Below are 25,124 nucleotides of genomic sequence, written 5' to 3'. Positions count from 1 at the left end.
TGATCACTTGAGATCGGTCACGTCCGCCTCGCGTCCGCATTCGGGATCGGTCGCGTCCGCATCAGGGACGGGGCACGCCCGTATCCGGAACCCCGTACGCCCGTGTCCGGCAACCAACCGCCCACGGGTGAGCGTCTTTCCATCGAACGCACACGGGTACCCGTACGTACTCGCGGACACGGACACCGACAGGCAGCACACAGCAAGTCGGACCAAGTCACAGCAAAGCGGGCGGGAAGAGTCAGGAAGAGGACAGCCCGGTACCGAGGACGGCCGCACTACAGTGGGTCGGAACGTCCGCGGAACTCCAGGGCGTGACCAGGCAAGCAAGCAACAGGGAGCGCATGACGTGCGGCCGGTAGGGAGCAAGTACCTCCTTGAGGAGCCGATTGGACGCGGCGCCACAGGCACCGTCTGGCGCGCCCGCCAGCGGGAGACCGCGGGGGCCGAGGCGGCGGTGCCCGGGCACCCCGGCGAGACCGTGGCGATCAAGGTCCTCAAGGAGGAGCTCGCGAGCGACGCGGACATCGTGATGCGGTTCCTGCGGGAGCGCTCCGTGCTGCTCCGGCTCACCCATCCGAACGTCGTGCGGGTGCGGGACCTCGTGGTCGAGGGTGATCTGCTGGCGCTGGTCATGGACCTGGTCGAGGGCCCCGACCTGCACCGCTACCTCCGCGAGAACGGTCCCTTCACGCCCGTCGGCGCGTCCCTGCTCACCGCGCAGATCGCCGACGCGCTCGCCGCCAGCCACGCCGACGGCGTCGTCCACCGCGACCTGAAGCCCGCCAACGTGCTGCTCAAGCAGGACGGCGGCCAGATGCACCCGATGCTGACCGACTTCGGCATCGCCCGCCTCGCCGACTCCCCGGGGCTGACCCGGACCAGCGAGTTCGTCGGCACGCCCGCGTACGTCGCCCCCGAGTCCGCCGAGGGCCAGCCGCAGACCTCCGCCGTCGACATCTACGGCGCCGGCATCCTGATGTACGAACTGGTCACCGGGCGCCCGCCGTTCAACGGCCAGTCCGCGCTCGAAGTCCTGCACCAGCACCTCAGCGCCGAGCCGCGCCGCCCGTCCACCGTCCCCGACCCGCTGTGGACGGTCATCGAGCGCTGCCTGCGCAAGAACCCGCGCGAGCGGCCCAGCGCCGTCAACCTCGCCCGCGCGCTCCGCATCGTCGCCGAGGGCGTCGGTGTGCACGCGAACTCCATGCAGATCGCCGCCGCCGAGGGCGTGGGCCACATCCTCGCCCCCGACCCGGCGCCCGCGCAGGTGCCGGGCGCCCCCGAGCCGTTCGGCTCCGCCGACCCGACGCAGGTGCTGCCGCACGGCGCCGGTTCGTACGACCCGAACGGCGCGACCAGCGTGCTCCCGCACACCTCGGGCCCCGCGGGCTCGGGCGACCCCACGACCGTGCTCCCGCACACGTCCGGCGCCGACCCGACCTCCGTCATGCCGCCGGTGCCGCCGCACGACCCGGGCGGGCAGCAGCCCGAGCAGCCCCACCCCTGGCAGAACCAGCTCCGCGCGGCCCGCGACCGCAACGAGCAGACCCAGGTCCAGTACCTCGACCCCAGCGAGGACCCGCTGCGCCGCCGCCCCCAGCGGCAGGCGGGCCGCCCGCAGCAGCCCCAGCAGCCTCCGCAGCAGCCGCCGCGCAGGCAGCAGCGCCCGCCGCAGGGCGGCCCCGGCCAGGGGTACGGCCACCCGCAGCAGCAACAGCCGTACGCCCCGGCGCCCCCGCCGCCGCAGCAGCCTCAGCGTCGGCAGCCGCAGCGGCACGCGCTGGCGCCGCAGCCCCAGCAGCCCGCGCCCCGGCCCCAGCGTGAGCCCCGGCCGCCGCGCGAGCCGCGTCAGCGCAGCGCCAACCCGATGCGGATCCCGGGCCTCGGCTGCCTCAAGGGCTGCCTCTTCATGATCGTCCTCTTCCTTGTCGGAGGCTGGCTGATCTGGGAGTTCACACCCCTCCAGGGGTGGATCGGCACTGGCCAGAGCTGGTGGGGCCAGCTCACGGACTGGGTCGGCGACGTGGGCAAGTGGGTCCGCGAACTGGACAACGGCACGGGCCGGTGACGCGGGCCCGGGGGTCGAGCCCCGGGCAATGACCCGCGCCTGATCCGACGTCGACCCCGACCCCGACCCCGACCCCGCCTGGACCTCGGCTTCGGCTTCGGCGACGGTTGTGAGCGGCTGTGGGCGCTCTTCCCCGCGCCCGTGAAGGGGCACAGTCACCCACGGCCTTGGCATGCCCGCGTGGTGCGGTTGGTGGTGTCTCGTCGCCGGGGTTGGGGATTTGTCGATATCTGAGGGGTGATTTCCGCCTCGGCGGTGAAGGTTGGGGCCCGGGGCGCGTAGCTTTGTCGCCAACACGCGGCCTGTAGGAGCAGTCTTGGGACGGAAGATCGGAAGCCGGTACACCGCGAACCAGATTCTGGGGCGGGGCAGCGCCGGCACGGTGTGGCTGGGTGAGGGCCCGGAGGGCCCCGTCGCCATCAAGCTGCTGCGCGAGGACCTCTCGTCCGACCAGGAACTCGTCAGCCGTTTCGTCCAGGAGCGCACCGCGCTGCTGGGCCTCGACCACCCGAACGTGGTCTCCGTACGCGACCTCGTCGTCGACGGCAACGACCTCGCCCTCGTCATGGACCTCGTCCGGGGCACGGACCTGCGCACCCGTCTGGACCGGGAGCGGCGCATGGCCCCCGAGGCCGCGGTCGCCATAGTGGCCGACATCGCCGACGGCCTGGCGGCGGCGCACGCGGCCGGGGTCGTCCACCGGGACGTGAAGCCGGAGAACGTGCTGCTGGACATGCAGGGCCCGCTGGGCCCGGGCGGCGCGCACCCGGCACTCCTGACCGACTTCGGTGTCGCCAAGCTGATCGATTCCCCTCGCCGCACCCGCGCCACGAAGATCATCGGTACGCCGGACTATCTCGCCCCCGAGATCGTCGAGGGCCTGCCGCCCCGTGCGGCCGTGGACATCTACGCCCTCGCGACCGTGCTGTACGAGCTGCTGGCCGGGTTCACGCCGTTCGGCGGCGGGCACCCCGGCGCCGTGCTGCGCCGCCACGTCACCGAGACCGTCGTCCCGCTGCCCGGCATCCCCGAGGAGCTGTGGCAGCTGCTCGTGCAGTGCCTCGCCAAGGCGCCGGCCTCGCGGTTGCGGGCGTCCGAGCTGGCGGCGCGGTTGCGGGAACAGCTGCCGTTGCTGGCGGGGATGCCGCCGCTGGACGTCGACGAGCCCGGGACGGAGTCCGGGGACGAGTACGAGGAGGCGCCCGCCGAGGCGGAGGCGCCGCGGGAGCGGGTGCGGCGGGGGGCGGTGCCGCTGGTGCCGGGGGCCAAGCCGGACTCCAACCGGGACACGCACACGTCGATGCGGGTGCCGGGGCCGGACGAGCTGGCGGGGGGCGCGCGGGGGACGGCGCGGGTGCCCCGGGCGGCGGGAGCGCCTCGGCCGGGGTCCGCGCGGAACCGGGGGAGTGCGGTTCGGCGGCGGCGGATCACGTTGGGCGCGGCGGCGGTGGCGTTGATCGCTGCGGTGGGGATGGGGGCGTGGGCGGCGACGTCCGGGGACGAGGACGGCGGGGCGCCGTCCGACACGAAGAATTCGGCCCCTGGGAACCCTTGAGTGCTTCGGGCGCCTCATAGCTCGGGCGGTGCGGTTCGTTGGCGGGTGCGGGTTCGGTGGGGGCTGGTCGCGCAGTTCCCCGCGCCCCTAAAAGCCCAGGCCCCTGCGGGCCTGGAAAGTCCGCGGCCCTGCGGCCCTGGAAAGTCCACGGCCCTGCGGCCGCCCTGGAAAGTCCACGACCCTGCGGGCCTGAAAGACCAGGCCCTGCGGCCCTGGAAGGCGACGGGCCTTCGGGCCGGAAGTAAGCCGGAAGCAAGCCGAAAGCAAGCCGGAAGCAATGGGGCGCAGCCCCTGCTTTTCAGGGGCGCGGGGAACTGCGCGATCAGCCCCCACTCACCCGCAGTCGACGAACCCACCCGGCGGGAGCCCCGGGGCAAGGGCCCGGCGGGGGCGCACCCCGCATGGCTCGCCCGGCGGAGCCGTTAGGCTGGGGGCGTGGCAGTCGTCGATGTATCCGAAGAGCTGAAGTCCCTCTCCTCGACCATGGAGTCGATCGAGGCCGTTTTGGACCTCGACAAGCTGAGGGCAGACGTCGCCGTGCTCGAGGAGCAGGCAGCCGCGCCGTCCCTGTGGGACAACCCGGACGAGGCGCAGAAGATCACCAGCAAGCTCTCCCACCTCCAGGCCGAGATCCGGAAGGCGGAGGCGCTGCGCGGTCGCATCGACGACCTCGGTGTGCTCTTCGAGATGGCCGAGGAGGAGGACGACCCGGACACCCGCGCGGAGGCCGAGTCGGAGCTGGCCTCCGTCCGGAAGGCGCTGGACGAGATGGAGGTTCGCACGCTCCTGTCCGGCGAGTACGACTCCCGCGAGGCCCTCGTCAACATCCGCGCCGAGGCCGGCGGCGTCGACGCCGCCGACTTCGCCGAGAAGCTGCAGCGGATGTACCTGCGCTGGGCGGAGCAGAAGGGCTACAAGACCGAGGTCTACGAGACCTCGTACGCGGAGGAGGCGGGCATCAAGTCCACCACCTTCGCCGTCCAGGTGCCGTACGCCTACGGCACGCTCTCCGTCGAGCAGGGCACGCACCGGCTCGTCCGTATCTCGCCCTTCGACAACCAGGGGCGGCGCCAGACCTCCTTCGCCGGTGTCGAGATCCTGCCCGTGGTCGAGACGACGGACCACATCGAGATCGACGAGTCCGAGCTGCGGGTGGACGTCTACCGGTCGTCCGGGCCCGGCGGCCAGGGCGTCAACACCACCGACTCCGCGGTCCGGCTCACCCACCTCCCCACGGGCATCGTCGTCTCCTGTCAGAACGAGCGGTCGCAGATCCAGAACAAGGCGTCCGCGATGAACGTCCTCCAGGCGAAGCTCCTCGACCGGCGCCGGCAGGAGGAGCAGGCCAAGATGGATGCGCTCAAGGGCGACGGCGGCAACTCCTGGGGCAACCAGATGCGTTCGTACGTCCTGCACCCGTACCAGATGGTCAAGGACCTCCGCACCGACCACGAAGTCGGCAACCCCGAGGCCGTGTTCAATGGCGAGATCGATGGCTTCCTGGAGGCCGGAATTCGCTGGCGCAAGCAGCAGGAGAAGTAGGGCGGCCGAATTCAGCGCTTTGTCGACAAGGCAACTGCCTTCCACTGGAAGGCAGTTGCCTTGTCTGTGTGGGGATGTCTGGGTCTTACGTCACACTCACATGTCGTTGCCGAGGTCAAATGCGGTGAACGGGACATCGCGTACGCAACGACCTTGACGTTGCTGCGAAAACTGGGAAGGCTGGCGTGTGGCATGCGCATTACCGGGGTGCATGTGAACCGGGGGACTTCGAATCAACCGACTGCTCCCGTCGATCGCGGTCCCGGGCGCTCTGCTCCATTTACTGATGAGCTACTGGGGGTAGCAGCCATATGACGAAGAAGACGCGGATCCGCGTGGCGCGAATAGCCGCGGGGGCCGTGATCGCCGCAGGCGCCTCACTGACCGCCGCGGGTGCCGCTTCGGCGCTGGACCTCGGTGTCGGCGTGGGTGTCAGCACCGACGACGGTGGTTCGGTCGAAGCCGGTGTCTCGGTCCAGACCGGCAACGACACCGAGGGCAACACCATCATCGGTGCGACGACCGGCACCACGGGTACGACTGGTACCACGGGTACGTCCGGCGACACGGGTACCACCGGCACGACTGGTACCACGGGTACGACTGGTACCACGGGTACGTCCGGCGACACGGGTACGACTGGCACCACGGGTACCACCGGCACGACTGGTACCACCGGTACGACGGGCACGACTGGCACCACGGGCACGACTGGCACCACGGGTACGACTGGCACCACGGGTACGACTGGCACCACGGGTACCACCGGCACGACTGGTACCACGGGCACGACCGGCACGACTGGTACCACCGGCACCACGGGCACGACCGGTACGACTGGTACCACGGGCACCACCGGCGGCAACAGCTCGACCGGTGGCAACAGCTCCACCGGTGGCAACAGCTCCACCGGCGGCAACAGCTCGACCGGTGGCGACGACTCCACCGGCGGTGACGACTCCACCGGCGGCTCCACCGACGGCGGCTCCACCTCCGGTGGCACCGACCCCGACGGCGGCAACGACGAGGTCGTCCAGCAGGAGGGCTCCTCGGCCCTCACGGACACCGGCTCGGAGACCGAGGCTCAGGGCGCCGGCAGCGGCGAGCTGGCCGAGACGGGTGCCGCCGAGACCACGTTCCTGCTGGTCGGCGCCGCCACGATGATCGCCGGCGGGATCGGCTTCCGTCTGCTGCCGCGCCTCATGGTCGGCCGCGGCGCCGCCGCCTGACCGCTCGCGGTCAGGCACAGCCACACATGAGTACGCGAGGCCCGGGGCAGCCAGCCCCGGGCCTCGTCGTATGTCCTGCCGTATGTCCTGCCGTGTGTCCTGTGCCGGCGGGCGTCCTATGCCGTCTGGTGCGCCAGCAGTGCCACCGCGGTTATGAGGATCGCCAGGAGGGCGATCAGGGTCATGGGGCTCAGGTTCGCGAAGGGGTTCTCCTGCTGGAGTCGCTCGCGGCTCGCCCGGCACACATGGCAGCGGCCCTCGGCGACGGGGGACGCGCAGTTCGCGCACACCAACCGGTCGTACGTCATGCGCCTCGCCCTCCTTGCAATGGCCTCACACAAACCCCAACGCCTAGCGGAACCGAACCGTTCCTCTACCCCACTGTGCCAGGTTCCCGCGGAGGTTGCGCGGGCGCCTCGAAATTGCGGTGGTCGCCCCTCGTCGTGCGGCCGCGGGCCGGTGGGGGCCTGTCGCACGGTTCCCCGCGCCCCGTACCGGGCCGGGGGCGGTACAGTCTCGTCCATCCATTCCCGACGGCTTGTGGTGCATCCGTGATCCGATTCGACAACGTGTCCAAGGTCTACCCCAAGCAGACCCGCCCCGCACTCAGGGATGTGTCCCTGGAGGTCGAGAAGGGCGAGTTCGTGTTCCTCGTGGGGTCCTCCGGCTCAGGAAAGTCCACTTTCCTGCGGCTGATCCTCCGGGAGGAGCGGTGCAGCCAGGGCCAGGTGCACGTCCTGGGCAAGGATCTCGCGCGCCTGTCCAACTGGAAGGTGCCGCAGATGCGCCGCCAGCTCGGGACGGTGTTCCAGGACTTCCGGCTGCTGCCGAACAAGACGGTCGGCGAGAACGTCGCCTTCGCCCAGGAGGTCATCGGCAAGTCGCGCGGCGAGATCCGCAAGTCCGTGCCGCAGGTGCTGGAGCTGGTCGGCCTGGGCGGCAAGGAGGAGCGGATGCCGGGCGAGCTGTCCGGCGGTGAGCAACAGCGCGTGGCCATCGCGCGGGCCTTCGTGAACCGGCCCAAGCTGCTGATCGCGGACGAGCCCACCGGCAACCTCGACCCGCAGACCTCCGTCGGCATCATGAAGCTGCTCGACCGGATCAACCGGACGGGCACCACCGTGGTGATGGCGACCCACGACCAGAACATCGTGGACCAGATGCGCAAGCGCGTCATCGAGCTGGAGAAGGGCCGCCTCGTCCGCGACCAGGCGCGCGGCGTCTACGGCTACCAGCACTGACCGCACAGTCCACGGAAAGGCTCAGCGAGACGCCATGCGCGCCCAGTTCGTCCTCTCGGAGATCGGTGTCGGTCTCCGCCGCAACCTCACGATGACCTTCGCGGTCATCGTCTCCGTCGCCCTCTCCCTCGCCCTGTTCGGCGGATCGCTGCTCATGAGCGACCAGGTCAGCCAGATGAAGGGCTACTGGTACGACAAGGTCAACGTGTCGGTGTTCCTCTGCAACAAGAGCGACGCGGAGTCCGACCCCAACTGCGCCAAGGGCGCGGTCACGACCGAGCAGAAGAACCAGATCAAGTCCGATCTGGGGAAGATGTCGGTCGTCGACAGCGTCGCCTACGAGTCGCAGGACCAGGCGTACAAGCACTACAAGGAGCAGTTCGGCGACTCCCCGCTGGCCAGCAGCCTCACCCCGGACCAGATGCAGGAGTCGTACCGCATCAAGCTGAAGGACCCGGAGAAGTACCAGGTCATCGCGAGCGCCTTCAACGGCCGTGACGGCGTGCAGTCGGTGCAGGACCAGAAGGGCATCCTGGACAACCTGTTCCGGCTGCTCGGGTACCTGAACCTGGCGGCGCGCGGTGTGATGGCGGTCATGCTGATCGTGGCGCTGCTGCTGATCGTCAACACGGTGCGTGTCTCGGCGTTCAGCCGTCGTCGTGAGATCGGGATCATGCGGCTGGTGGGCGCCTCGGGCTTCTACATCCAGGCGCCGTTCATCATGGAGGCCGCGGTCGCCGGGATCATCGGCGGCACGGTCGCCTGTGCCTTCCTGCTCCTCGGGCAGTACTTCGTGATCGACAACGGGGTCTCACTCTCCACGAACCTGCCGCTGATCAATTTCGTCGGCTGGGACGCGGTCCTCGTCAAGCTGCCGCTCATCCTCACGGTGAGCTTCCTGATGCCGGCGTTGGCCGCTTTCGTCGCGCTGCGCAAGTACCTGAAGGTGTGACGCACGCCCCTGGGGCCGTACCGGCAAGGGCCGGTGCGGCCCTTCGCGTTGTCCTAGACTCGCCGACATGTCAGGCCGCGACCTGTTCTCCCAGCCCCGCCGCATCGGCCGCGGGGCCGCCCTGACATTGGTCTTCGCGAGCGTGCTCGCCACGGGCGCCGCGACCGGCTCCTTCGGCGATCCGCACGGCATGATGACGGCCGCCACCCCCTCCCGCTCCGCCCCGGCCGACAAGGAGCAGGACGTCGCCGACGCCGCCGCCGAGGCCATGGCCGAGGGCAAGTCCCCCGTGGAGGCCGCCGAGCGTGCCGTCAGCCGCAGCGGCGACCGGTGGGGCGCGGTCTACTCCGAGGGCGAGTACGAGCAGTTCGAGGAGGCCCTCGACGGCGAGTACACCGGCGTCGGCCTCTGGACGCGGCGGGAGCGCGACGGCCGTATAGAGGTGACGCGCGTGCAGGGCGGCTCGCCCGCGGCGGGCGCCGGGATCCGTGCGGGCGACCGGCTCGTCAGCGTCGACGGCGAGAAGGTCGACGGCCGCCCGGTCACCGAGGTCGTCTCGTTACTCCGCGGCGACGCGATCGACGGGGGCACCGAGCCCTCCGAGAGCGCGGCCGCCGGTACGGAGGTGTCGCTGGGGCTGCAGCGCGGCACCCGGACCTGGCACGAGACCCTGCGCCGGGCCCGCCTCTCCACCGAGGACGTGACCGTGAGCCACACCGCGGGCGGGGTCGACGTCATCACGGTCGACGCGTTCACCAAGGGCTCCGGCGATCTCGTACGAGCCGCCGTCGAGCAGTCCGCCGACGCCGCCGGCTTCGTCCTCGACCTTCGCGGCAACTCCGGCGGCCTGGTCTCCGAGGCCGTCACCGCCGCCTCCGCCTTCCTCGACGGCGGCCTCGTCGCCACGTACGACGTCAACGGCGAGCAGCAGGCCCTGCACGCCGAAGCCGGCGGCGACACCACCAGACCCCTGGTCGCGCTCGTCGACGGCGGCACGATGAGCGCGGCCGAGCTGCTCACCGGAGCCCTCCAGGACCGGGGACGCGCGGTGGTCGTGGGCTCCCGCACCTTCGGCAAGGGCTCGGTGCAGATGCCGAGCCGCCTCCCCGACGGCTCCGTCGCCGAACTGACCGTCGGCCACTACCGCACCCCCTCCGGCCGCGGTGTCGACGGCCGTGGCATCACCCCCGACCTGGAGGCGGACGAGGACGCCCTCCAGCGGGCCGAGACGGTACTGAGCGGCCTCGGGCAGTGAAGGGCGCTAACCGCCTCCGTCGACCCGGGTACGTGCCCCCTGGGCGCCGCTCCCGTTAATCGGCTTCCCGCGGACCCCCTGCGTAGTGCGAAAATGGACGGCACTATGAGCAAGGGAATGTACGTACCGAAGGAATCCCAGCCCAAGCAGGGCGGGACGGCCGCCAAGAGCGGCCGGGACGGCGAGAAGGGCGGCAAGCGCAAGATCGTCGCCCAGAACAAGAAGGCCCGGCACGACTACGCGATCATCGACACCTACGAGGCGGGCCTCGTGCTGACGGGCACGGAGGTCAAGTCGCTGCGCGAAGGACGGACCTCGCTGTCCGACGGCTTCGTCCAGATCGACCGGGGCGAGGCGTGGCTGCACAACGCCCACATCCCCGAGTACCACCAGGGCAGCTGGACCAACCACTCCGCGCGCCGCAAGCGCAAGCTGCTCCTGCACCGCGAGGAGATCGACAAGCTGGAGGCCAAGGCGCAGGAGACGGGTCACACGATCGTGCCCCTCGCGCTGTACTTCAAGGACGGCCGGGCGAAGGCCGAGATCGCTCTCGCACGCGGCAAGAAGGAGTACGACAAGCGGCAGACCCTGCGGGAACAGCAGGACCGGCGGGAGTCGGACCGCGCGATCGCGGCGGCGAAGCGGAAGCAGCGCGCCTAGCGTGCGGGGCGTGCGGGCGCGGCACGGGGAATACGGTGGCATGCGCTCGCGTTGGTCACGTACGATGGCATCCGCACCTCACAGCGGGTGCACACCCCCTCCTCGGAGGGATTGAAAAAACAACATGGGGATGATCGGTTTCGACAGCGGATGTCGAACCAGGGGAAGCGTGTCGAGGAAGCGGCCACGATCTCGTAAACCACAGGCCGAAAAAAATAATCGCCAATTCCAACAGCGATTCTCCCAAGCAGCAGTTCTCTCTCGCCGCCTGATCTCAGGTAGCGAAGCGACTGCTCCTTACTCAAGGGAGTGTCAGCCCGGGAGTGTTCCCGACCCGGATCCTGGCATCAGCTAGGGGACTAAACCTTGATCCCGGTCACGGGGTGAAGAGGGAAATCTAACAGTGACTGAGCCCGTCGGCGACTTGTTCGCGTGATCGCCGGGGCTGAGAAAATCACAGCGAACTGCACACGGAGAAGCCCTGATTCCTCACCGTTGGACGCGGGTTCGATTCCCGCCATCTCCACAATTCCCATGTGGGCGAGGCCCCGCTGCGACACCGCAGCGGGGCTTTCGTCATGTCCGCACCCGTCACCCGCTCACCCGTCACCCGCTCACCCGTCACCCGGTCATTCGGTCACCCGGCGGGCCGTGCTCGCCCGGACGGTCAGCCGGGGCGGGAGCAGGGTCGCCTGCGGTACCGGCACGCCGTCCAGCTTCTTCATCAGGAGGGCGACCGCCTGCTCGCCCACCTCCGCCGCCGGGATGGCGATGGAGGTGAGGGGGACGCGGAGGTCCGTGGCGAGGTCGTCCGGGCAGAGGGCCGTGATCGAGAGATCGGCCGGGACGCGCAGTCCCAGGTGCTCGAAGGCCTCCACGAGGGGGTCCAGGATCGCCTCGTTGTGGATGACCACGCCCGTGAGGGCCGGTTGTTCGCGCAGGAGGCGTTCCGCGACCGCGCGGGCGGCGGCGGGGGTGGCCTCGCAGGGGTGGACCGTGGAGGCCATGCCGTTGCGGGTGGCGGCGGAGGTGAAGCCCTGGACGACGCGCTGGGCGAAGGACGTCTGGCGGACGTAGACCTCGGGCGGGGAGCCGATCAGGCCCACCACACGGTGGCCCAGGCCGGCCAGATGCTCCACGCAGAGCTCGCCCGCCGTCTTGAAGTCCAGGTCTATGCAGGTCAGGCCGGAGGGGTCGGCGGGGAAGCCGATCAGTACCGACGGGCGGTCCAGCGTGCGCAGCAACGGCAGCCTGGGGTCGTGGAGTTGGACGTCCATCACGATCAGCGCGTCCACCAGGGCCGAGTCCGCGACCCGCCGCAGGCCCTCCTCGCCCTCCTCCTGCGTCAACAGCAGGACGTCGTGGTCGTGTGCGCGGGCCGTCGTGACGGCCGAGACCGCGAACTGCATGACCACCGGCACATGGATCCCGGCCCGTAAGGGCACCACCATCGCCAGCACGTTCGACTTGCTGCTGGCCAGAGCCCGGGCGCCCGCGTGCGGACGGTAACCCAGCTCTCGGATGGACGCCTCGACCCGCTCCCGCGTCTCCGCCGAGATCGGCCGCTTGCCGCTCAGGGCGTACGAGACGGTGCTGGGGGAGACGCCCGCGTGCCGGGCCACGTCCGTGATCTTCACCGTCACACCGACCTCGTTCCCACGGGGTCCGACTCCCCGTCCAGGTCCATCGTCAGAAAGCCCGTGCCCGCCTCCGCGCGGACCTCCCGGTCGCCGGCCGCGAGCCCCCAGGGTGCCCTCGGGGCGCCGCACGACGCCCGCAGCACGTTCCCCTCCCGTACGACGGTGAAGGTCACGTCGCCCACCGGCACCGTGACCTGGGCGCCGTGCGCGAGGCCGTACGCGCGCAGAGTGACCCCGTCGGCGTGGTCGTAGTCCGGGCGGTCCGTCACCGCGCCGACCGGGACGACGGCGCCCGGACGGACCAGGAGCGGCACGCTGGTGAAGTCGTGGTGTTCGCGGACCCAGCGGGGGCCGGTGACCGAGTCGCCGGCCGGGAAGCGGGTCCAGGTGCCCTCGGGGACGTAGTACGTGACGTCGCCCTCGTCGTTGAGGACGGGCGCCACGAGGAGGTCGGGGCCGAGCATGTACTGGCGCTCCAGATGCGCGCAGCCCGGGTCGTCCGGGAACTCCAGCACCATCGCGCGCATCATCGGCACGCCCTCGGTGTGGGCCGTGCGCGCGGCCTCGTAGAGGTAGGGCATCAGGCTGAGCTTGAGGCGTGTGAACGTCCGTAGGACGTCCACCGATTCGTCGTCGAAGAGCCAGGGGACCCGGTACGAGGACGAGCCGTGCAGGCGGCTGTGGGAGGAGAGCAGGCCGAAGGCGATCCAGCGTTTGAAGAGCGCGGGGGAGGGGGTGCCCTCGAAACCGCCGATGTCGTGGCTCCAGTACCCGAAGCCCGACAGCCCCAGCGACAGCCCGCCCCGCAGGGACTCGGCCATCGACTCGTACGTGGACTCGCAGTCGCCGCCCCAGTGGACGGGGAAGCGCTGGCTGCCGACCGTCGCAGAGCGGGCGAAGAGCACCGCCTCGCCCTCGCCCCGGTGTTTGCGCAGGACGTCGAAGACCGTGCGGTTGTAGAGGTAGGTGTAGTAGTTGTGCATCCGCTCGGGGTCCGTGCCGTCGGACCAGGCCACGTCCAGGGGGACCCGCTCGCCGAAGTCGGTCTTGAAGCAGTCGACACCCTGGGCGAGCAGCGCCTCCAGCTTCGAGGCGTACCACGCGCGGGCCGCCGGGCTGGTGAAGTCGACCAGGGCCATGCCGGGCTGCCAGAGGTCCCACTGCCAGACGCCGCCGTCCGGTCGGCGCAGGAGATGGCCGAGGTCCCTGCCCTCCGCGAAGAGCGGGGAACGCTGCGCGATGTACGGGTTGATCCAGACGGAGATCCGCAGGCCACGGCGTTTGAGCCGGTCCAGCATGCCCTCCGGGTCGGGGAAGACGCGGGGATCCCACTCGAAGTCGCACCACTGGAACTCGCGCATCCAGAAACAGTCGAAGTGGAAGACGGACAGGGGGAGGCGGCGCTCCCGCATGCCCTCGATGAAGGAGGTCACCGTCTCCTCGTCGTAGGAGGTGGTGAAGGAGGTCGACAGCCACAGGCCGAACGACCAGGCGGGCGGCAGGGCCGGGCGGCCGGTGAGGGCCGTGTACTTGCGGAGGATCTCCTTCGGGGTCGGGCCGTAGATGACGTAGTACGTCAACTGCTGGGTCTCCGCGCTGAACTGGACCCTCGACACGACCTCCGAGGCGACCTCGAAGGACACCTTGCCGGGGTGGTCGACGAAGACGCCGTAGCCCGCGTCGGTGAGGTAGAACGGCACGTTCTTGTAGGCCTGTTCGGTGGCGGTGCCGCCGTCCGCGTTCCAGACGTCGACGACCTGGCCGTTCTTGACGAGCGGGCCGAAGCGTTCACCGAGGCCGTACACCGAGGTCCCGACGCCGAGGCCCAGTTGCTCGCGGAGGTAGTGGGCGCCGGACGCCTCGCGCATGATGCCCATCGACTTGGGGCCGCTGGTGGTGAGCGTGCGGCCGTGGGCGAGGAAGTCGACGTGCCAGGGGCCGGTCCGGGACACGCGGACCGACAGCTCTCCGGCGGTGAGGGTGGCGTGCTCGTCGTCGTACGAGGTGTGCGGGGTGAACTCCGCGGTCGTCAGCTCGAACTGCGGGCCGCGGGGCCGTTCGCCCTCGAAGTGGGTGAACGTGACGCCGATGACGTCGGGCATCGGCGCGTGGGCGCTGATCGTCACGACCGGTCCCTTCAGCAGGTCGCCGCGGTGGCGGATGGGCTGGGTCGGGGCGTGCACCTCCAGGGCGCCGCCGTCCGTGGCGGTGACGTCGAGGACCTCGACCGGGTGGGCGGCGGTGACGCCCTCGCGGAGCAGCCAGTAGCCGTCGGTGAACTTCATGTGGGGGGTTCTCCTTACGTCACGGCCTGCTTCACGGCTTACGTCACGGCTTGCGTCACGGCTTACTTCACGGCTCCCACGGCGATGCCGCGGGTGAGGGTGCGCTGGAAGAGGAGGAAGAACACGAGAGCGGGGAGCAGGCCGAGCAGGGCCGCCGCGTTGGTCATCGTGGCGTCCATCAGGCGCTGGCCCTGGAGGACGCCCAGGGCCACCGACACGGTCTGGTTGTCGTTGGAGATCAGCATGACCAGGGGGAGCAGGAACTCGTTCCAGGTCCAGATGAAGAAGAAGACCAGCAGCACGCCGAGGGTGGGGCGGCTGACGGGGACGACGATCCGCCACAGCACCTGCCACTTGGTCGCGCCGTCGATCCGGGCCGCCTCGACGATCTCGCGGGGGAACTGCCCGAGGACGGAGGAGAGGAGGTAGGTGCCGAAGGCCGCCTGGACGACCGTGAAGACGATGACCACGCTGAGGCGGGTGTCGTAGAGGCCCGCTTCCTTGGCGAGGAAGTAGACCGGGTAGACCAGCGCCTCCTGCGGCAGCATGTTCGCCAGCACGAAGAAGGCCAGGATCCAGGTACGGCCCCGCAGCCGGCCGATGCCGATCGCGTACGCGTTGAGCACGGACAGGACGACGGCCAGCACCGCCACCGATCCGCTGATCAGCACGGAGTTGAACAGCTTCTGGCTGTAGTCGACCCGCTCCCAGAAGTCCTTCAGCCCGTCGAGGTAGAGGCCGTCGGGGAGGCTGAGCGGGCCGCCCTGGGAGTATTCCGCCGGGGACTTCACCGTGTTCACGGCCACGATCAGAAACGGGACGATCATGAAGAGGGCGGCGACGCAGAGGGCCACGAGGACCGGGTAGCGGCGGACGGCGGTCATACGCGTGTCCCTTCCTCGGCGTCCTCGGCGCGCGTCTGGAGCCTCAGGCCGATCAGGGCCAGGGCGAGGACGATCACGGTCAGGACGGTGGAGATCGCGGCGCCGTAGCCGACCTGGGTCTTCTCGAAGAACGTGGTGAAGGAGAAGTAGGACGGGACGTCGGTGGCGCCGCCGGGGCCGCCCTTCGTCAGGACGTACACCGCGCCGAACACCTTGAGCGCGGCGATCGTGCACCACAGCAGGACGACGTGGATCTCGGGGCGGATCTGCGGCAGCGTGATGTGCCGGAAGCGGCGCCACCAGCCCGCGCCGTCCAGCTCGGCGGCCTCGTACAGCGCCGGGTCGACGCGTTGCAGGCCCGCCATGAAGACGACCAGCGGGAAGCCGAGCTGCACCCACACCATCACGGCCATGACGGTGTAGAGGGCGAGGTCGGGGTCGCCGAGCCAGTCCTGCTGCCAACCGCCCAGTCCGATCGCCTTCAGCAACTCGTTCAGGGAGCCGTTCTCGGGGGCGAGGATCCAGCTCCAGACGATGCCCGCGACCGCGATCGGCAGCACCTGCGGGAGATAGAAGCAGGCACGGAGGACCGCGGTGACACGGCTGCCGAAGTGCTTGCCGACGTAGTCGAACAGGGCGGCGGCGAGGACCAGCCCGAGCCCGGTCGGTACGACGGCCATGGCGACCACCATGAACAGGCTGTGCCGGAACGACGCCCAGAAGTCCGCGTCGCCCATCAGCTCCCGGTAGTTGGCGAGACCGGACCACTGGGGACTGCCGACACCCTGCCAGTCGGTGAAGCTCACCCCCGTGTTCATCAGCAACGGGACGATGACGACGGCGAAGAAGGCGAGCACGCCGGGCAGCAGGAACAGGGCGTAGGAGTCACGGGGGCGGCGGGGGTGGTGCGTGCGGCCGGCGCGCCCCTCCTCGCCTACCGCCGCCCCTGGCTCCACGGTCACCGTCACCGCTCCGGTACGTCCTTCTCGTAGGCCTCCCCGATCGCGTCCAGGTAGGCGTCCGGGTCCGCGCTGCCGGTCATCAGCTTCTGGGTCTCGGAGACGAGGACGTCGTAGAAGCCGGGGACGGGCCAGTCCGGGTAGAAGGCCAGGCCGTCCTTCTCGGAGAGGGCGTTGAAGTCGGCGATGAGTTCCTTGGCCCGCGGGTCGGTGATGGCGGCGGGGTCCGCGGCGACCGGGACGCCGCCCTTGTCGCCGAGCAGGTTCTGGATCTTCTCCGACATGGTGATGTCGATGAAGTCGTAGGCGAGTTCCTTGTTCTTCGCGCCCTTCGGGACGACCCAGAGGTTGCCGCCGGAGCCGAGCGTGAGGTTCGTGTCGGGCCACGGGAACGTGCCCCAGTCGAACGTGTTCTCCGCCTTGAACCGGCCGTACCACCAGCTCCCCGAGAACAGGATGGGCGCCTTGCCCTGGATGAAGGAGACGCCCGCGTCCTCGGACTTCGTCCCCGTCGACTTCTCGCTGATGTACCCCTTGTCCACCCAGTCGGCGAAGGTCTCCGCCCCGTACGTCCACGCGGCGTCGTGGAAGTCGGCCTTGCCCTGGTACAGCTCGTACGCGTCCACCCAGGCGCGGTCCGCCTTGCTCAGCGCCAGCTGGTACAGGTACTGCTGCGCCATGTACTCGGCGCCGGCGTTCGCCAGCGGGGTGATGCCCGCGTCGACGAACTCGTCCATGGCGGCGGTGAGTTCGGCGAGGGTGGTGGGTTCGGAGATGCCGTGCTTCTCGAAGAGGTCCTTGTTGTAGAAGACCATCGTGTACTCGGCGTAGTTCGGCACCCCGTACCACTTGCCGGAGCCCATGACGCCGCCCGCGTCGTACTGGCTGGTGGTGCGGACGCCCGCGCTGAGCTTCTTGTCCCAGCCGCGTGCGCTCACTTCAGCGGTGAGGTCGGTGAGGAGGCCCTGCTTGGAGAGGAGCCCGGCGGTCGCGTTGCCCTTGTTGTACTCCATGAGGTCGGGCGCGTCGGAGGAGTTGAGGACCATCGGGGCGGTCTTGCGGATCTGTTCGAAGCCCTTCTCCTCGAACTCGACCTCGACGCCCGGATGGGTCCTCTCGAACTCCTCGATCGCCGCGTTCCAGGCAATGCCCATCGCGCTGTCGGGGCCCTCGTAGTGCCAGAGACGGAGAGTCCCGCCGTCACCGTCACCGTCACCGCCACCGCCGCTGTCCGAACCGCCGCAGGAGGTCAGGAGCAGGGCCCCACTGAGAGCCGCCGCGGCCACCGCCGTCACACGCCTTCGTGCCGTTGACATCCTGTGCCTCCAAGGGAGTCGGATGGGTCTCGGGACGTCACGCGGCGGCCGTACGACGATCGTCGAACGGCGTGGTCGAATCGTTTCGATGCGTGACGTCGAAGCGCTTCGACGGAAGGTAAGGGCGGGCTAAGGGCGCGTCAATGGTGCGGACGGGAATTCGTGCGGCGTTCGACTGGGCGAACGGTGGCGGTTCCTTCGGCCGTGCGCTGTGCCGAGGCGATCAGGAGTGCCAAGGCCGCCGCGGCCACCGGCACCGCGAAGCCTGCCGTGCCGGTGCCCGCCGTGTGGTCCGCGACCCAGCCGCCCAGCGCCGATCCGCCCGCTATACCCCCGAGCAGGCCGGTGACGGCGAGCGTCATGCCCTCGTTCAACTGGCCCTCGGCAGTGCGGTGTTGGACGAGGGACATGGCGGTGACCATCGTGGGGGCGGTGGCCATGCCGGCGAGGAGGAGGGCCGGGGCGAGGAACAGGAGGGAGCCGGTGACGGTGGCGGCGAGCCAGGGGAGGGCCATCAGGGCGGTCATCGCGGCCAGGCAGCGGGGGAAGCGGCGTTCCGCGGGGCCCGTCACCCGGAGCGCGCCGTAGGCCAGGCCCGCCGCGCAGGAACCGGCCGCCTGGAGGCCGAGGATCACGCCCGCCGCGGAGGCGTGGCCCCGGGCGTCCGCGTAGGCGATGGTGACGACCTCCAGGGAGCCGAAGACCGCGCCGGTGGCGAGGAAGACGGCGAGGAGGGGCGGGATGCCCGGGGCGCGCAGGGGGGACCTGGTGGCCGTACGGCCGGTGGGGGGCGGTTCCGTGGCGCGCTGGGTGGCGAAGATCAGTACGCCGGTCATGCAGAGGATGCCGCCGACGAGGGTGCCGGCCTCGGGGAACAGGGCGGTGCAGAGGAAGGCCGCGATCACCGGGCCGAGCATGAAGCAGAGTTCGTCCGCCGCCTGTTCGAAGGAGTTGGCGGTGTGCAGTGCTGCCGGGTCGTCCTTCAGGAGGTGGGCCCAGCGGGCTCGGGACATGCCGCCGGTGTTGGGGGTCGTGGCCGTGGCCGCGTAGGAGGCGAAGAGGGTCCAGTCGGGGGCGTTCCAGTGGACGCAGGCGATCAGGGCGAGGCCGCCGATCAGAGCGAGTGCGGTGGCGGGGACGGCCACCCTCGCCTGGCCGTGGCGGTCCACCAGGCGGGCGGTCCAGGGGGCGACGAGGGCGGTCGCGGCGAGGCCCGTTGCCACGACCGCGCCGGCGAGGGCGTATGAGCCGCGGGAGCCGGCGATCATGAGGATCGCGCTCACGCCGAACATGCCCATGGGGAGGCGGGCGAGAAGGCCTCCGGCGGTGAAGGCTCGGGCGCCGGGGATGCGGAAGAGGTCGCGGTAGGGGGTTGTGGTGCCTGAGGGGCCGGGGGCGCGTGTTCGTCGGCGGCCGAGGGTCTGTCGTGGCTGGTCGCGCAGTTCCCCGCGCCCCTTGGGGCGCGCTCCTCCTGGGCGGCGTCTTGGCGTGAAGTCGGCTGCCACCAGCGTGTCGGCGGTGACGGTCAGCAGGGGAGTCGAGGGCTTCCTGGAAGGCGGTTGCGGCATGGGGACACCGTCGCCCGGCCCGTGATCCACCGTCCAACACCTACTCCGTGGCCATTCACGCACCCCGGTTGTAAATTCGCCGGATGTCCGCTGCCCCCTATGCCGTCGAGCCCCGCCTTCTCCGCGCGTTCCTCACCGTCGCCGAGGAGTTGCACTTCACCCGGGCTGCCGCTCGGCTCTATGTCGCCCAGCAGGCGCTCAGTCGCGATGTCCGGCGGCTGGAGCGGGAGTTGGGGGTGGAGCTGTTCGTGCGGAGTACTCGGCAGGTGGCGCTGACGGGGGACGGGGAGCGGCTGGTGCCCCATGCGCGGCGGGTGTTGGCGGCGCAGGAGGAGCTGGTGGCCGCGTTTCGGCAGGTGCGGCCCCTGTTGGTGGATCTGAACTCGCCGGGGCTGGCCACGGGGGTGCGGGTGCTGCGCCGGGCCCGGGAGCTCGTGCCGGAGCTGGAGCTGATGGCGCGGTACGAGAGCGGGCTGACCCATGCGGCGGCCGAGATCCTCGCGGGGCGGCTGGACGTGTCGTTCGGGAGGTTCGCGGGGCTCGAACCGGCGGTGCGGGCACGGCTCGAACAGCAGCCGGTGCGCTACGAGCCGATGACGGTGATCCTGCCCGAGGACCACCGGCTGGCCGGGCTGGACGCCGTACCGCTGGCGGAACTCGCGGGTGAGCGGGTGTACGCGGGGGCCGGGAATCCCCGTACGCCGGAGTGGACGGATCTGGCCGAGCGACTGTTCGAGGGGCGGGGGATCGAGGTCGCGGCGCCCGCCCCGCTGGCCGTGGGGGAGGAGGAGTTCCAGCGGATCATGGCCAAGACGAGGACGCCGGTGCTGGCGGTGGTGGACTTCCCGCCCATGCCGGGCACGGTGTCGCGGCCGCTCGTCGCCCCCGTACCGCTGTCGCCCGTCTCGCTGGTGTGGCGGAAGGGGCTCGCCCATCCGGGGCTCGACGCGTTGCGGCGGGCCGCCGCCGAATTGGCGGGGGCGGAAGTATGGCTGTCAGATCCGGAGGACGGGTGGATTCCGGTCACAGATGCACTCATCATGATGACCTTCACCTGACATCACACACGTGCACATCTCTCCCACCCCTACATTCGTTGATCCAGGTGCGTGTGATGTGCGGGGCGCCCCGGATCGGGTGGGGGCCCGGTCCGGTACAGGAAAGTGCGACAGCCAGCCATCGGACACGCACCCGGAACGATCCCGTGGGGGGAAGTGCGTGCACGTCGAGAACTGGCCCAAGGGCATTCAGCCGCAGCGGACCGATGGCGAGGGCCTTGACCGAGGCCGTGGTGGTAGCGGCTCGGCGGACGAGGTGGTCTGGCCCGAGGCCGCCGGCAGAACGGGAGCGGTGTCCCGGGTGGAGAGGGACCACGGGGCGGGGGCCCACGGACAGCCGAGCGCATCCGGGGCCGCCAAGCCTTCGGGGGCTGCCGGACTTGCCAAGCCTTCGGGGGCTGCCGGACTTGCCGGGGCTTCCGGAGTGGCCGGGGCCTCCGGGGCGGCGGGGCGGTCCGGTGTCGTTCCGGCGCCCTGGGAACAGCCCGACCAGCCCGGCCGGAATCACGATCCGCACGAGGTGACCGTCCAACTCGACGGTGTCGGGCGTGAAGTGGACGACAAGCCGGGCAGGCACGCCGGCAAGGACGGGGACGCGGCGGGTGCCGGTCAGGACTCCGACGGTCCGGTCTTCGTCGACGAGTCGGGACGGCGCAGGAACCTCTACCGGCGGCTCGGTATCGCCGTCGGCACCGCCTGCGCGGCGTACGCCGTGGTCATCGTCGGCACGCTGGTGTCGGGCAACTCGGACGCGCCCTGGCTGCCGGTACCGATGCAGAAGGCCGACAAGCCGGCGGGCAAGGTGGACACACCTCCGCTGCCGGCCGAGTCGGACGACCTGGCCGACACCGCGGAGGGCCTCGTACCGGACTCGGGTCCGGGCGCGGGCCGTACGGGAGCGACCTCCTCGCCCGGCGGCAAGTCGCCGACCGGTTCGTCGGGCAGGGCCAAGCGGCCGGAGACGTCCGTGAGCGCCAGGCCCTCGGCCGGCCCCAGCGCCAGTGTGGCGCCGCAGCCGCAGCCGAAGCCGAGCACCAGCGTGAAGGATCCCGAGCCGTCCGCCTCCGCGTCCGAGCCGCCGAAGGTCGATCCCAGCCCCTCGGCCTCGCCGTCGCCTCAGCCCTCGGACTCCGCCGCCCCCGCTCCGGGCTCCGGCACGGACACCGTCGCCGATGGCCCGGCGTCGCCGGCGCCCGTCGAGCCCGCGCCGTCGACGTCGGAGAGCTCACAGAGCCCGCAGGAGCCGTCGAGCCCGCAGAGCCCGCAGAACCCGGAGAGCCCCGCCTGATGACCCGCTCCCCACGCGGCGGCACGCCCTGGCGTGCCGCCAAGAGCCGTACCCGCGTACCGCGTTCGTCGCAGAGCGGGGAGGGCGGCACCTCCGACAGCACGGTGAACGACTCCTCGAAGCGTGCGCGGAAGAGCCCGCGGAAGAGCCCGCGGAAGCGTTCCGGGCGGCGTGTGCCGCTGCGCTATCTGCTGCCCTGCGTGCTGCTCCTCGCCCTGATGGCCATGCTCATGCTGCGCGGCTACGTGCACAGCGAGATCCTCGCGGACCACCGGGTCCAGCCGCCCGTGTCGAACGACGAGGTGCCGAAGAAAATACTGAAGGGCGGGCCCGTGATCGACACCCGCTCCGGACAGCAGCGCAGCCTCGACGTGCCCGACTACGAGCTGGTCCTGACGTTCGACGACGGGCCGGACCCCACCTGGACCCCCAAGGTCCTGGACATGCTGGAGAAGCACGACGCCAAGGCCGTCTTCTTCATCACCGGCACGATGGCCTCGCGCTACCCGGACCTGGTCCGGCGCATGGTCGACGAGGGCCACGAGATCGGCCTGCACACCTTCAACCACCCGGACCTCTCGCTCCAGACCAAGGACCGCATCGACTGGGAGCTGTCCCAGAACCAGCTCGCGCTCGCAGGCGCCGCCGGCATCCGCACCTCGCTGTTCCGGCCGCCGTACTCGTCGTTCTCGGAGCGCATGGACAACCGGACCTGGCCGGTGACGCGGTACATCGGCAGCCGCGGCTACATCACCGTCGTCAGCGACACCGACAGCCAGGACTGGCAGCGGCCGGGCACCGACGTGATCATCCGCCGGTCCATGCCGGAGCGCGGCGAGGGCGCGATCGTGCTGATGCACGACTCCGGCGGCGACCGCTCGCAGACCGTCGCCGCGCTGGACCGGTACATTCCCCGACTCCAGGTCAAGGGCTACAAGTTCGACACCCTGACCGAAGCCCTCAAGGCGCCCACCGCGCACACCCCGGTCACCGGCCTCGGCCTGGTGAAGGGCAAGGTCTGGGTGACGCTGGTGCAGGTCTCGGAGAGGACGACGAGCGTCCTCGTCGTCGCCCTCGCGGTCGTCGGCGTCCTCGTCCTCGCCCGCTTCGGCCTGATGCTGATCCTGTCGATCGCGCACGCCCGCCGGGTCCGCCGCCGGAACTTCCGCTGGGGTCCGGACGGGCCCGTCACGGAAGCGGTGTCGGTGCTCGTCCCCGCGTACAACGAGGCCAAGTGCATCGAGAAGACGGTCCGTTCGCTGGTGGCGAGCGACCATCCCATCGAGGTGCTGGTCATCGACGACGGCTCCAGCGACGGCACGGCCCGGATCGTCGAGGAGCTGAGCCAGGACCTGCCGGGCGTCCGCGTCGTACGGCAGCTCAACGCGGGCAAGCCGGCCGCCCTCAACCGGGGCATCGCCAACGCCCGGCACGACCTGATCGTCATGATGGACGGCGACACGGTCTTCGAACGCTCCACCGTCCGCGAGCTGGTCCAGCCCTTCGCCGACCCCCGGGTCGGCGCGGTGGCGGGCAACGCCAAGGTCGGCAACCGGGACACCCTCATCGGCGCCTGGCAGCACATCGAGTACGTGATGGGCTTCAACCTCGACCGCCGGATGTACGACGTCCTGCGCTGCATGCCGACGATCCCCGGCGCGGTCGGCGCGTTCCGCCGCGAGGCCCTCGAACGCGTCGGCGGCATGAGCGAGGACACGCTCGCCGAGGACACCGACATCACCATGGCCATGCACCGCGACGGCTGGCACGTCGTCTACGCCGAGAACGCGCGGGCCTGGACCGAGGCCCCCGAATCCGTCCAGCAGCTGTGGTCGCAGCGCTACCGCTGGTCGTACGGCACCATGCAGGCGATCTGGAAGCACCGGGGCTCGTTCTTCGACCGCGGCGACTCCGGCCGCTTCGGGCGGGTGGGCCTGCCGCTGGTGTCGCTGTTCATGGTCGTGGCCCCCCTGCTGGCCCCGCTCATCGACGTGTTCCTGCTCTACGGGCTGATCTTCGGGCCCACGGAGAAGACGATCGGCGCCTGGCTGGGCGTCCTGGCCGTCCAGGTGGTGTGCGCGGCGCTGGCGTTCCACCTCGACAAGGAGCGCATGACGCACCTGATCTCGCTCCCGCTCCAGCAGATCCTCTACCGCCAGCTCATGTACGTCGTCCTGCTGCAGTCGTGGATCACGGCGCTGACCGGCGGCCGGCTGCGCTGGCAGAAGCTGCGCCGGACGGGGGCCGTGGGGCTGCCGGGCGAGCCGCAGGAACAGGCGGCCGCCGTACCGCAGCCGCAGTCGGGAGAGCGGAGGCCGGTCGGATGAGCACGCTCACACAGGACTCGACGCCCCAGAGCCCGCCCGCCCCGGCCGCCCCCGGCCGGGACCGCTACTTCGACCTCCTGCGGGCCCTCGCCCTCTTCCGGGTGGTCCTCTACCACCTCACCGGCTGGGCCTGGCTGCCCCTGCTCTTCCCCTCCATGGGCGTGATGTTCGCGCTCGCCGGCAACCTCATGGCGCGCTCGCTGAAGCGCCCGGCACCGGCCGTCATCCGCGGCCGGCTCCGCCGGCTGCTGCCGCCGGTGTGGCTGCTGGGCGTCGTGGGCGTGACGGGGATGGTGGCCCAGGGCTGGGGGCCGGACGCGGACGGGCATCCGCTCTGGTGGTGGTTCCACCTCATGTTCTGGATCCTCCCGATCAGCGACCCGCCGTACGCCGAGGGCCTGCCCGGGGTGCACGGCCTCATCGGCGCGGACTGGGCCGTGGAGCTGGCCGGACCCCTCTGGTACGTCCGCGCCTACCTCTGGTACGTCGTCCTCTCCCCGGTCCTGCTCCGCGCGCTGCGGGCGGTGCCGCTGGTGACGGTCTTCGCGCCGATCGCGCTGGCCGGGGTGTTCGAGCTGGGCCGGCTGGAGATCCCCGGCGAGCGGTTCGCGTCGGGACTGACGGACTTCAGCACCTTCGGCGCCTGCTGGATCCTCGGCATGGCCCACCAGGAGGGCCTGCTCAAGCGCCTTCCCCGGTACATCGTCCCGTCCGTCGCCCCGGCGATCGCCCTGCTCGGCCTCTGGTACGCCCTGAACCACGACTTCGGCAACGGCAACGACCTGGACAGCATGCCGTTCGCCCAGTCCCTGTGGTCCCTGGCCACGGTGGCACTCCTGCTGCACATCAGCCCGTCGTGGCAGGAGTGGCCGGGGCGGCTGCGCCGCTGGGACGGGCTGATCACCCTCCTCAACTCCCGTGCGGTGACGATCTATCTCTGGCACAACACCTGCATCCTGATCGCCGCGACCCAGTGGGACCGGCTGTGGAGCGTGGTGTTCCTCGAACAAAACGTCCCGTGGCTGCTGGAGAGCGTCTGGCCCGTGCTGGTCGTGACCTGGCTGCTGATCGCCTGCTGCGTCGTCGCCTTCGGCTGGGCGGAGGATCTGGCGGCCCGGCGGAGGCCGAGGTTGTGGCCGAACGGTGCGGGGCGCGGGCGGAGTCCGCGAAGGTCGTGAAGCGGCGGGGAGCTTGGGGACGGTCGGTCATGTATTGACCGCGTAACCAACCGGGATACGCACTTGCGTACGACTGAGCGGGTGGTGGATGTTGGGCTCGCTGGAGGCAGGTGTTC

General features: G+C 70.5%; 19 protein-coding genes and 1 other RNA gene. 13 read left to right on the top strand and 7 right to left on the bottom strand.

The window, feature by feature from the left end:
* Positions 1-349 precede the first annotated feature (349 nt).
* The 4 genes from OG202_RS19585 to OG202_RS19570 all read left to right on the top strand — a co-directional run bounded on the left by OG202_RS19585 (position 350) and on the right by OG202_RS19570 (position 6,397).
* Entirely contained in the window at positions 350-2,071 is a 1,722-nt protein-coding gene (locus tag OG202_RS19585; RefSeq protein ID WP_328223218.1) for a serine/threonine-protein kinase, read from the top strand.
* Positions 2,072-2,387: 316 nt separating this feature from the next.
* A complete protein-coding gene (locus OG202_RS19580) occupies positions 2,388-3,626 on the top strand; it encodes a serine/threonine-protein kinase (RefSeq protein WP_326582399.1) in 1,239 nt (412 codons plus the stop codon).
* Positions 3,627-4,061: 435 nt separating this feature from the next.
* Complete coding sequence (gene prfB / locus OG202_RS19575) at positions 4,062-5,168, top strand: peptide chain release factor 2 (protein ID WP_326582400.1); 1,107 nt, start codon at positions 4,062-4,064, stop codon at positions 5,166-5,168.
* A gap of 311 nt (positions 5,169-5,479) precedes the next feature.
* Positions 5,480-6,397: a hypothetical protein gene (locus OG202_RS19570; RefSeq protein ID WP_328223217.1), complete on the top strand. Its 918-nt coding sequence runs from the start codon at positions 5,480-5,482 to the stop codon at positions 6,395-6,397.
* A 116-nt stretch (positions 6,398-6,513) separates the two neighbouring features.
* On the opposite strand, the gene OG202_RS19565 is transcribed toward OG202_RS19570, so the two are convergent.
* Positions 6,514-6,705, bottom strand: a complete 192-nt coding sequence (locus OG202_RS19565) for a hypothetical protein (RefSeq protein WP_326582402.1) — start codon at positions 6,703-6,705, stop codon at positions 6,514-6,516.
* A 243-nt stretch (positions 6,706-6,948) separates the two neighbouring features.
* Here OG202_RS19565 and ftsE point away from each other — a divergent pair, with 243 nt between their 5' ends.
* The 5 genes from ftsE (at position 6,949) to ssrA (ending at position 11,034) form a co-directional block, all read left to right on the top strand.
* A complete protein-coding gene (gene ftsE / locus OG202_RS19560; protein ID WP_009320785.1) occupies positions 6,949-7,638 on the top strand; it encodes a cell division ATP-binding protein FtsE in 690 nt (229 codons plus the stop codon).
* Between the two features lie 34 nt (positions 7,639-7,672).
* Complete coding sequence (gene ftsX, locus OG202_RS19555; protein ID WP_326582403.1) at positions 7,673-8,590, top strand: permease-like cell division protein FtsX; 918 nt, start codon at positions 7,673-7,675, stop codon at positions 8,588-8,590.
* A gap of 67 nt (positions 8,591-8,657) precedes the next feature.
* A complete protein-coding gene (locus OG202_RS19550; protein ID WP_326582404.1) occupies positions 8,658-9,845 on the top strand; it encodes a S41 family peptidase in 1,188 nt (395 codons plus the stop codon).
* Positions 9,846-9,962: 117 nt separating this feature from the next.
* Complete coding sequence (smpB, locus tag OG202_RS19545; RefSeq protein ID WP_326585803.1) at positions 9,963-10,505, top strand: SsrA-binding protein SmpB; 543 nt, start codon at positions 9,963-9,965, stop codon at positions 10,503-10,505.
* A 126-nt stretch (positions 10,506-10,631) separates the two neighbouring features.
* Positions 10,632-11,034, top strand: a transfer-messenger RNA (tmRNA) gene (gene ssrA / locus OG202_RS19540).
* Positions 11,035-11,134: 100 nt separating this feature from the next.
* On the opposite strand, the gene OG202_RS19535 is transcribed toward ssrA, so the two are convergent.
* The 6 genes from OG202_RS19535 to OG202_RS19510 all read right to left on the bottom strand — a co-directional run bounded on the left by OG202_RS19535 (position 11,135) and on the right by OG202_RS19510 (position 19,157).
* Complete coding sequence (locus tag OG202_RS19535; RefSeq protein WP_328223216.1) at positions 11,135-12,148, bottom strand: LacI family DNA-binding transcriptional regulator; 1,014 nt, start codon at positions 12,146-12,148, stop codon at positions 11,135-11,137.
* Positions 12,145-14,430: an alpha-xylosidase gene (yicI, locus tag OG202_RS19530; protein WP_328223215.1), complete on the bottom strand. Its 2,286-nt coding sequence runs from the start codon at positions 14,428-14,430 to the stop codon at positions 12,145-12,147. The genes OG202_RS19535 and yicI overlap by 4 nt, the downstream gene beginning before the upstream one ends.
* A 62-nt stretch (positions 14,431-14,492) precedes the next feature.
* Positions 14,493-15,314 (bottom strand): carbohydrate ABC transporter permease, encoded by an 822-nt coding sequence (locus tag OG202_RS19525; RefSeq protein WP_328223214.1) that lies wholly within the window; start codon positions 15,312-15,314, stop codon positions 14,493-14,495.
* On the bottom strand, positions 15,311-16,282 hold the full coding sequence (locus OG202_RS19520) for a carbohydrate ABC transporter permease (RefSeq protein WP_326582411.1): 972 nt from the start codon (positions 16,280-16,282) through the stop codon (positions 15,311-15,313). The genes OG202_RS19525 and OG202_RS19520 overlap by 4 nt, the downstream gene beginning before the upstream one ends.
* Positions 16,279-17,589 (bottom strand): ABC transporter substrate-binding protein, encoded by a 1,311-nt coding sequence (locus tag OG202_RS19515; protein WP_328223213.1) that lies wholly within the window; start codon positions 17,587-17,589, stop codon positions 16,279-16,281. Before OG202_RS19515 ends, OG202_RS19520 begins: the two co-directional genes overlap by 4 nt.
* Before the next feature lie 140 nt (positions 17,590-17,729).
* Positions 17,730-19,157 carry an MFS transporter gene (locus tag OG202_RS19510; RefSeq protein WP_328223212.1) on the bottom strand — a complete coding sequence of 476 codons (1,428 nt, stop codon included), beginning with the start codon at positions 19,155-19,157 and terminating at the stop codon, positions 17,730-17,732.
* 83 nt (positions 19,158-19,240) lie between these two features.
* Here OG202_RS19510 and OG202_RS19505 point away from each other — a divergent pair, with 83 nt between their 5' ends.
* The 4 genes from OG202_RS19505 to OG202_RS19490 all read left to right on the top strand — a co-directional run bounded on the left by OG202_RS19505 (position 19,241) and on the right by OG202_RS19490 (position 25,008).
* Positions 19,241-20,215, top strand: a complete 975-nt coding sequence (locus tag OG202_RS19505; RefSeq protein ID WP_327729457.1) for a LysR family transcriptional regulator — start codon at positions 19,241-19,243, stop codon at positions 20,213-20,215.
* Positions 20,216-20,735: 520 nt separating this feature from the next.
* The gene (locus tag OG202_RS19500; RefSeq protein ID WP_328223211.1) at positions 20,736-21,503 is read left to right on the top strand and encodes a hypothetical protein; all 768 of its coding nucleotides are present in this window, start codon (positions 20,736-20,738) and stop codon (positions 21,501-21,503) included.
* Entirely contained in the window at positions 21,503-23,830 is a 2,328-nt protein-coding gene (locus OG202_RS19495; RefSeq protein WP_443052261.1) for a glycosyltransferase, read from the top strand. Before OG202_RS19500 ends, OG202_RS19495 begins: the two co-directional genes overlap by 1 nt.
* On the top strand, positions 23,827-25,008 hold the full coding sequence (locus OG202_RS19490; protein WP_328223210.1) for an acyltransferase family protein: 1,182 nt from the start codon (positions 23,827-23,829) through the stop codon (positions 25,006-25,008). Before OG202_RS19495 ends, OG202_RS19490 begins: the two co-directional genes overlap by 4 nt.
* Positions 25,009-25,124 lie beyond the last annotated feature (116 nt).

Source organism: Streptomyces sp. NBC_00310 (assembly GCF_036208085.1).
Lineage (GTDB): Bacteria > Actinomycetota > Actinomycetes > Streptomycetales > Streptomycetaceae > Streptomyces.
Note: the sequence above shows the minus strand (reverse complement) of the source record. Positions and strands in the feature narration are given on the sequence as shown.

Excerpts from the sequence above, each read along its gene's own strand:
- OG202_RS19570 (WP_328223217.1), top strand. The coding sequence starts at position 5,480 with ATGACGAAGAAGACGCGGATCCGCGTGGCGCGAATAGCCGCGGGGGCC.
- OG202_RS19565 (WP_326582402.1), bottom strand. The coding sequence starts at position 6,705 with ATGACGTACGACCGGTTGGTGTGCGCGAACTGCGCGTCCCCCGTCGCC.
- ftsX (WP_326582403.1), top strand. The coding sequence starts at position 7,673 with ATGCGCGCCCAGTTCGTCCTCTCGGAGATCGGTGTCGGTCTCCGCCGC.
- OG202_RS19550 (WP_326582404.1), top strand. The coding sequence starts at position 8,658 with ATGTCAGGCCGCGACCTGTTCTCCCAGCCCCGCCGCATCGGCCGCGGG.
- smpB (WP_326585803.1), top strand. The coding sequence starts at position 9,963 with ATGTACGTACCGAAGGAATCCCAGCCCAAGCAGGGCGGGACGGCCGCC.
- yicI (WP_328223215.1), bottom strand. The coding sequence starts at position 14,430 with ATGAAGTTCACCGACGGCTACTGGCTGCTCCGCGAGGGCGTCACCGCC.
- OG202_RS19525 (WP_328223214.1), bottom strand. The coding sequence starts at position 15,314 with ATGACCGCCGTCCGCCGCTACCCGGTCCTCGTGGCCCTCTGCGTCGCC.
- OG202_RS19515 (WP_328223213.1), bottom strand. The coding sequence starts at position 17,589 with ATGTCAACGGCACGAAGGCGTGTGACGGCGGTGGCCGCGGCGGCTCTC.
- OG202_RS19510 (WP_328223212.1), bottom strand. The coding sequence starts at position 19,157 with ATGCCGCAACCGCCTTCCAGGAAGCCCTCGACTCCCCTGCTGACCGTC.
- OG202_RS19505 (WP_327729457.1), top strand. The coding sequence starts at position 19,241 with ATGTCCGCTGCCCCCTATGCCGTCGAGCCCCGCCTTCTCCGCGCGTTC.
- OG202_RS19495 (WP_443052261.1), top strand. The coding sequence starts at position 21,503 with ATGACCCGCTCCCCACGCGGCGGCACGCCCTGGCGTGCCGCCAAGAGC.
- OG202_RS19490 (WP_328223210.1), top strand. The coding sequence starts at position 23,827 with ATGAGCACGCTCACACAGGACTCGACGCCCCAGAGCCCGCCCGCCCCG.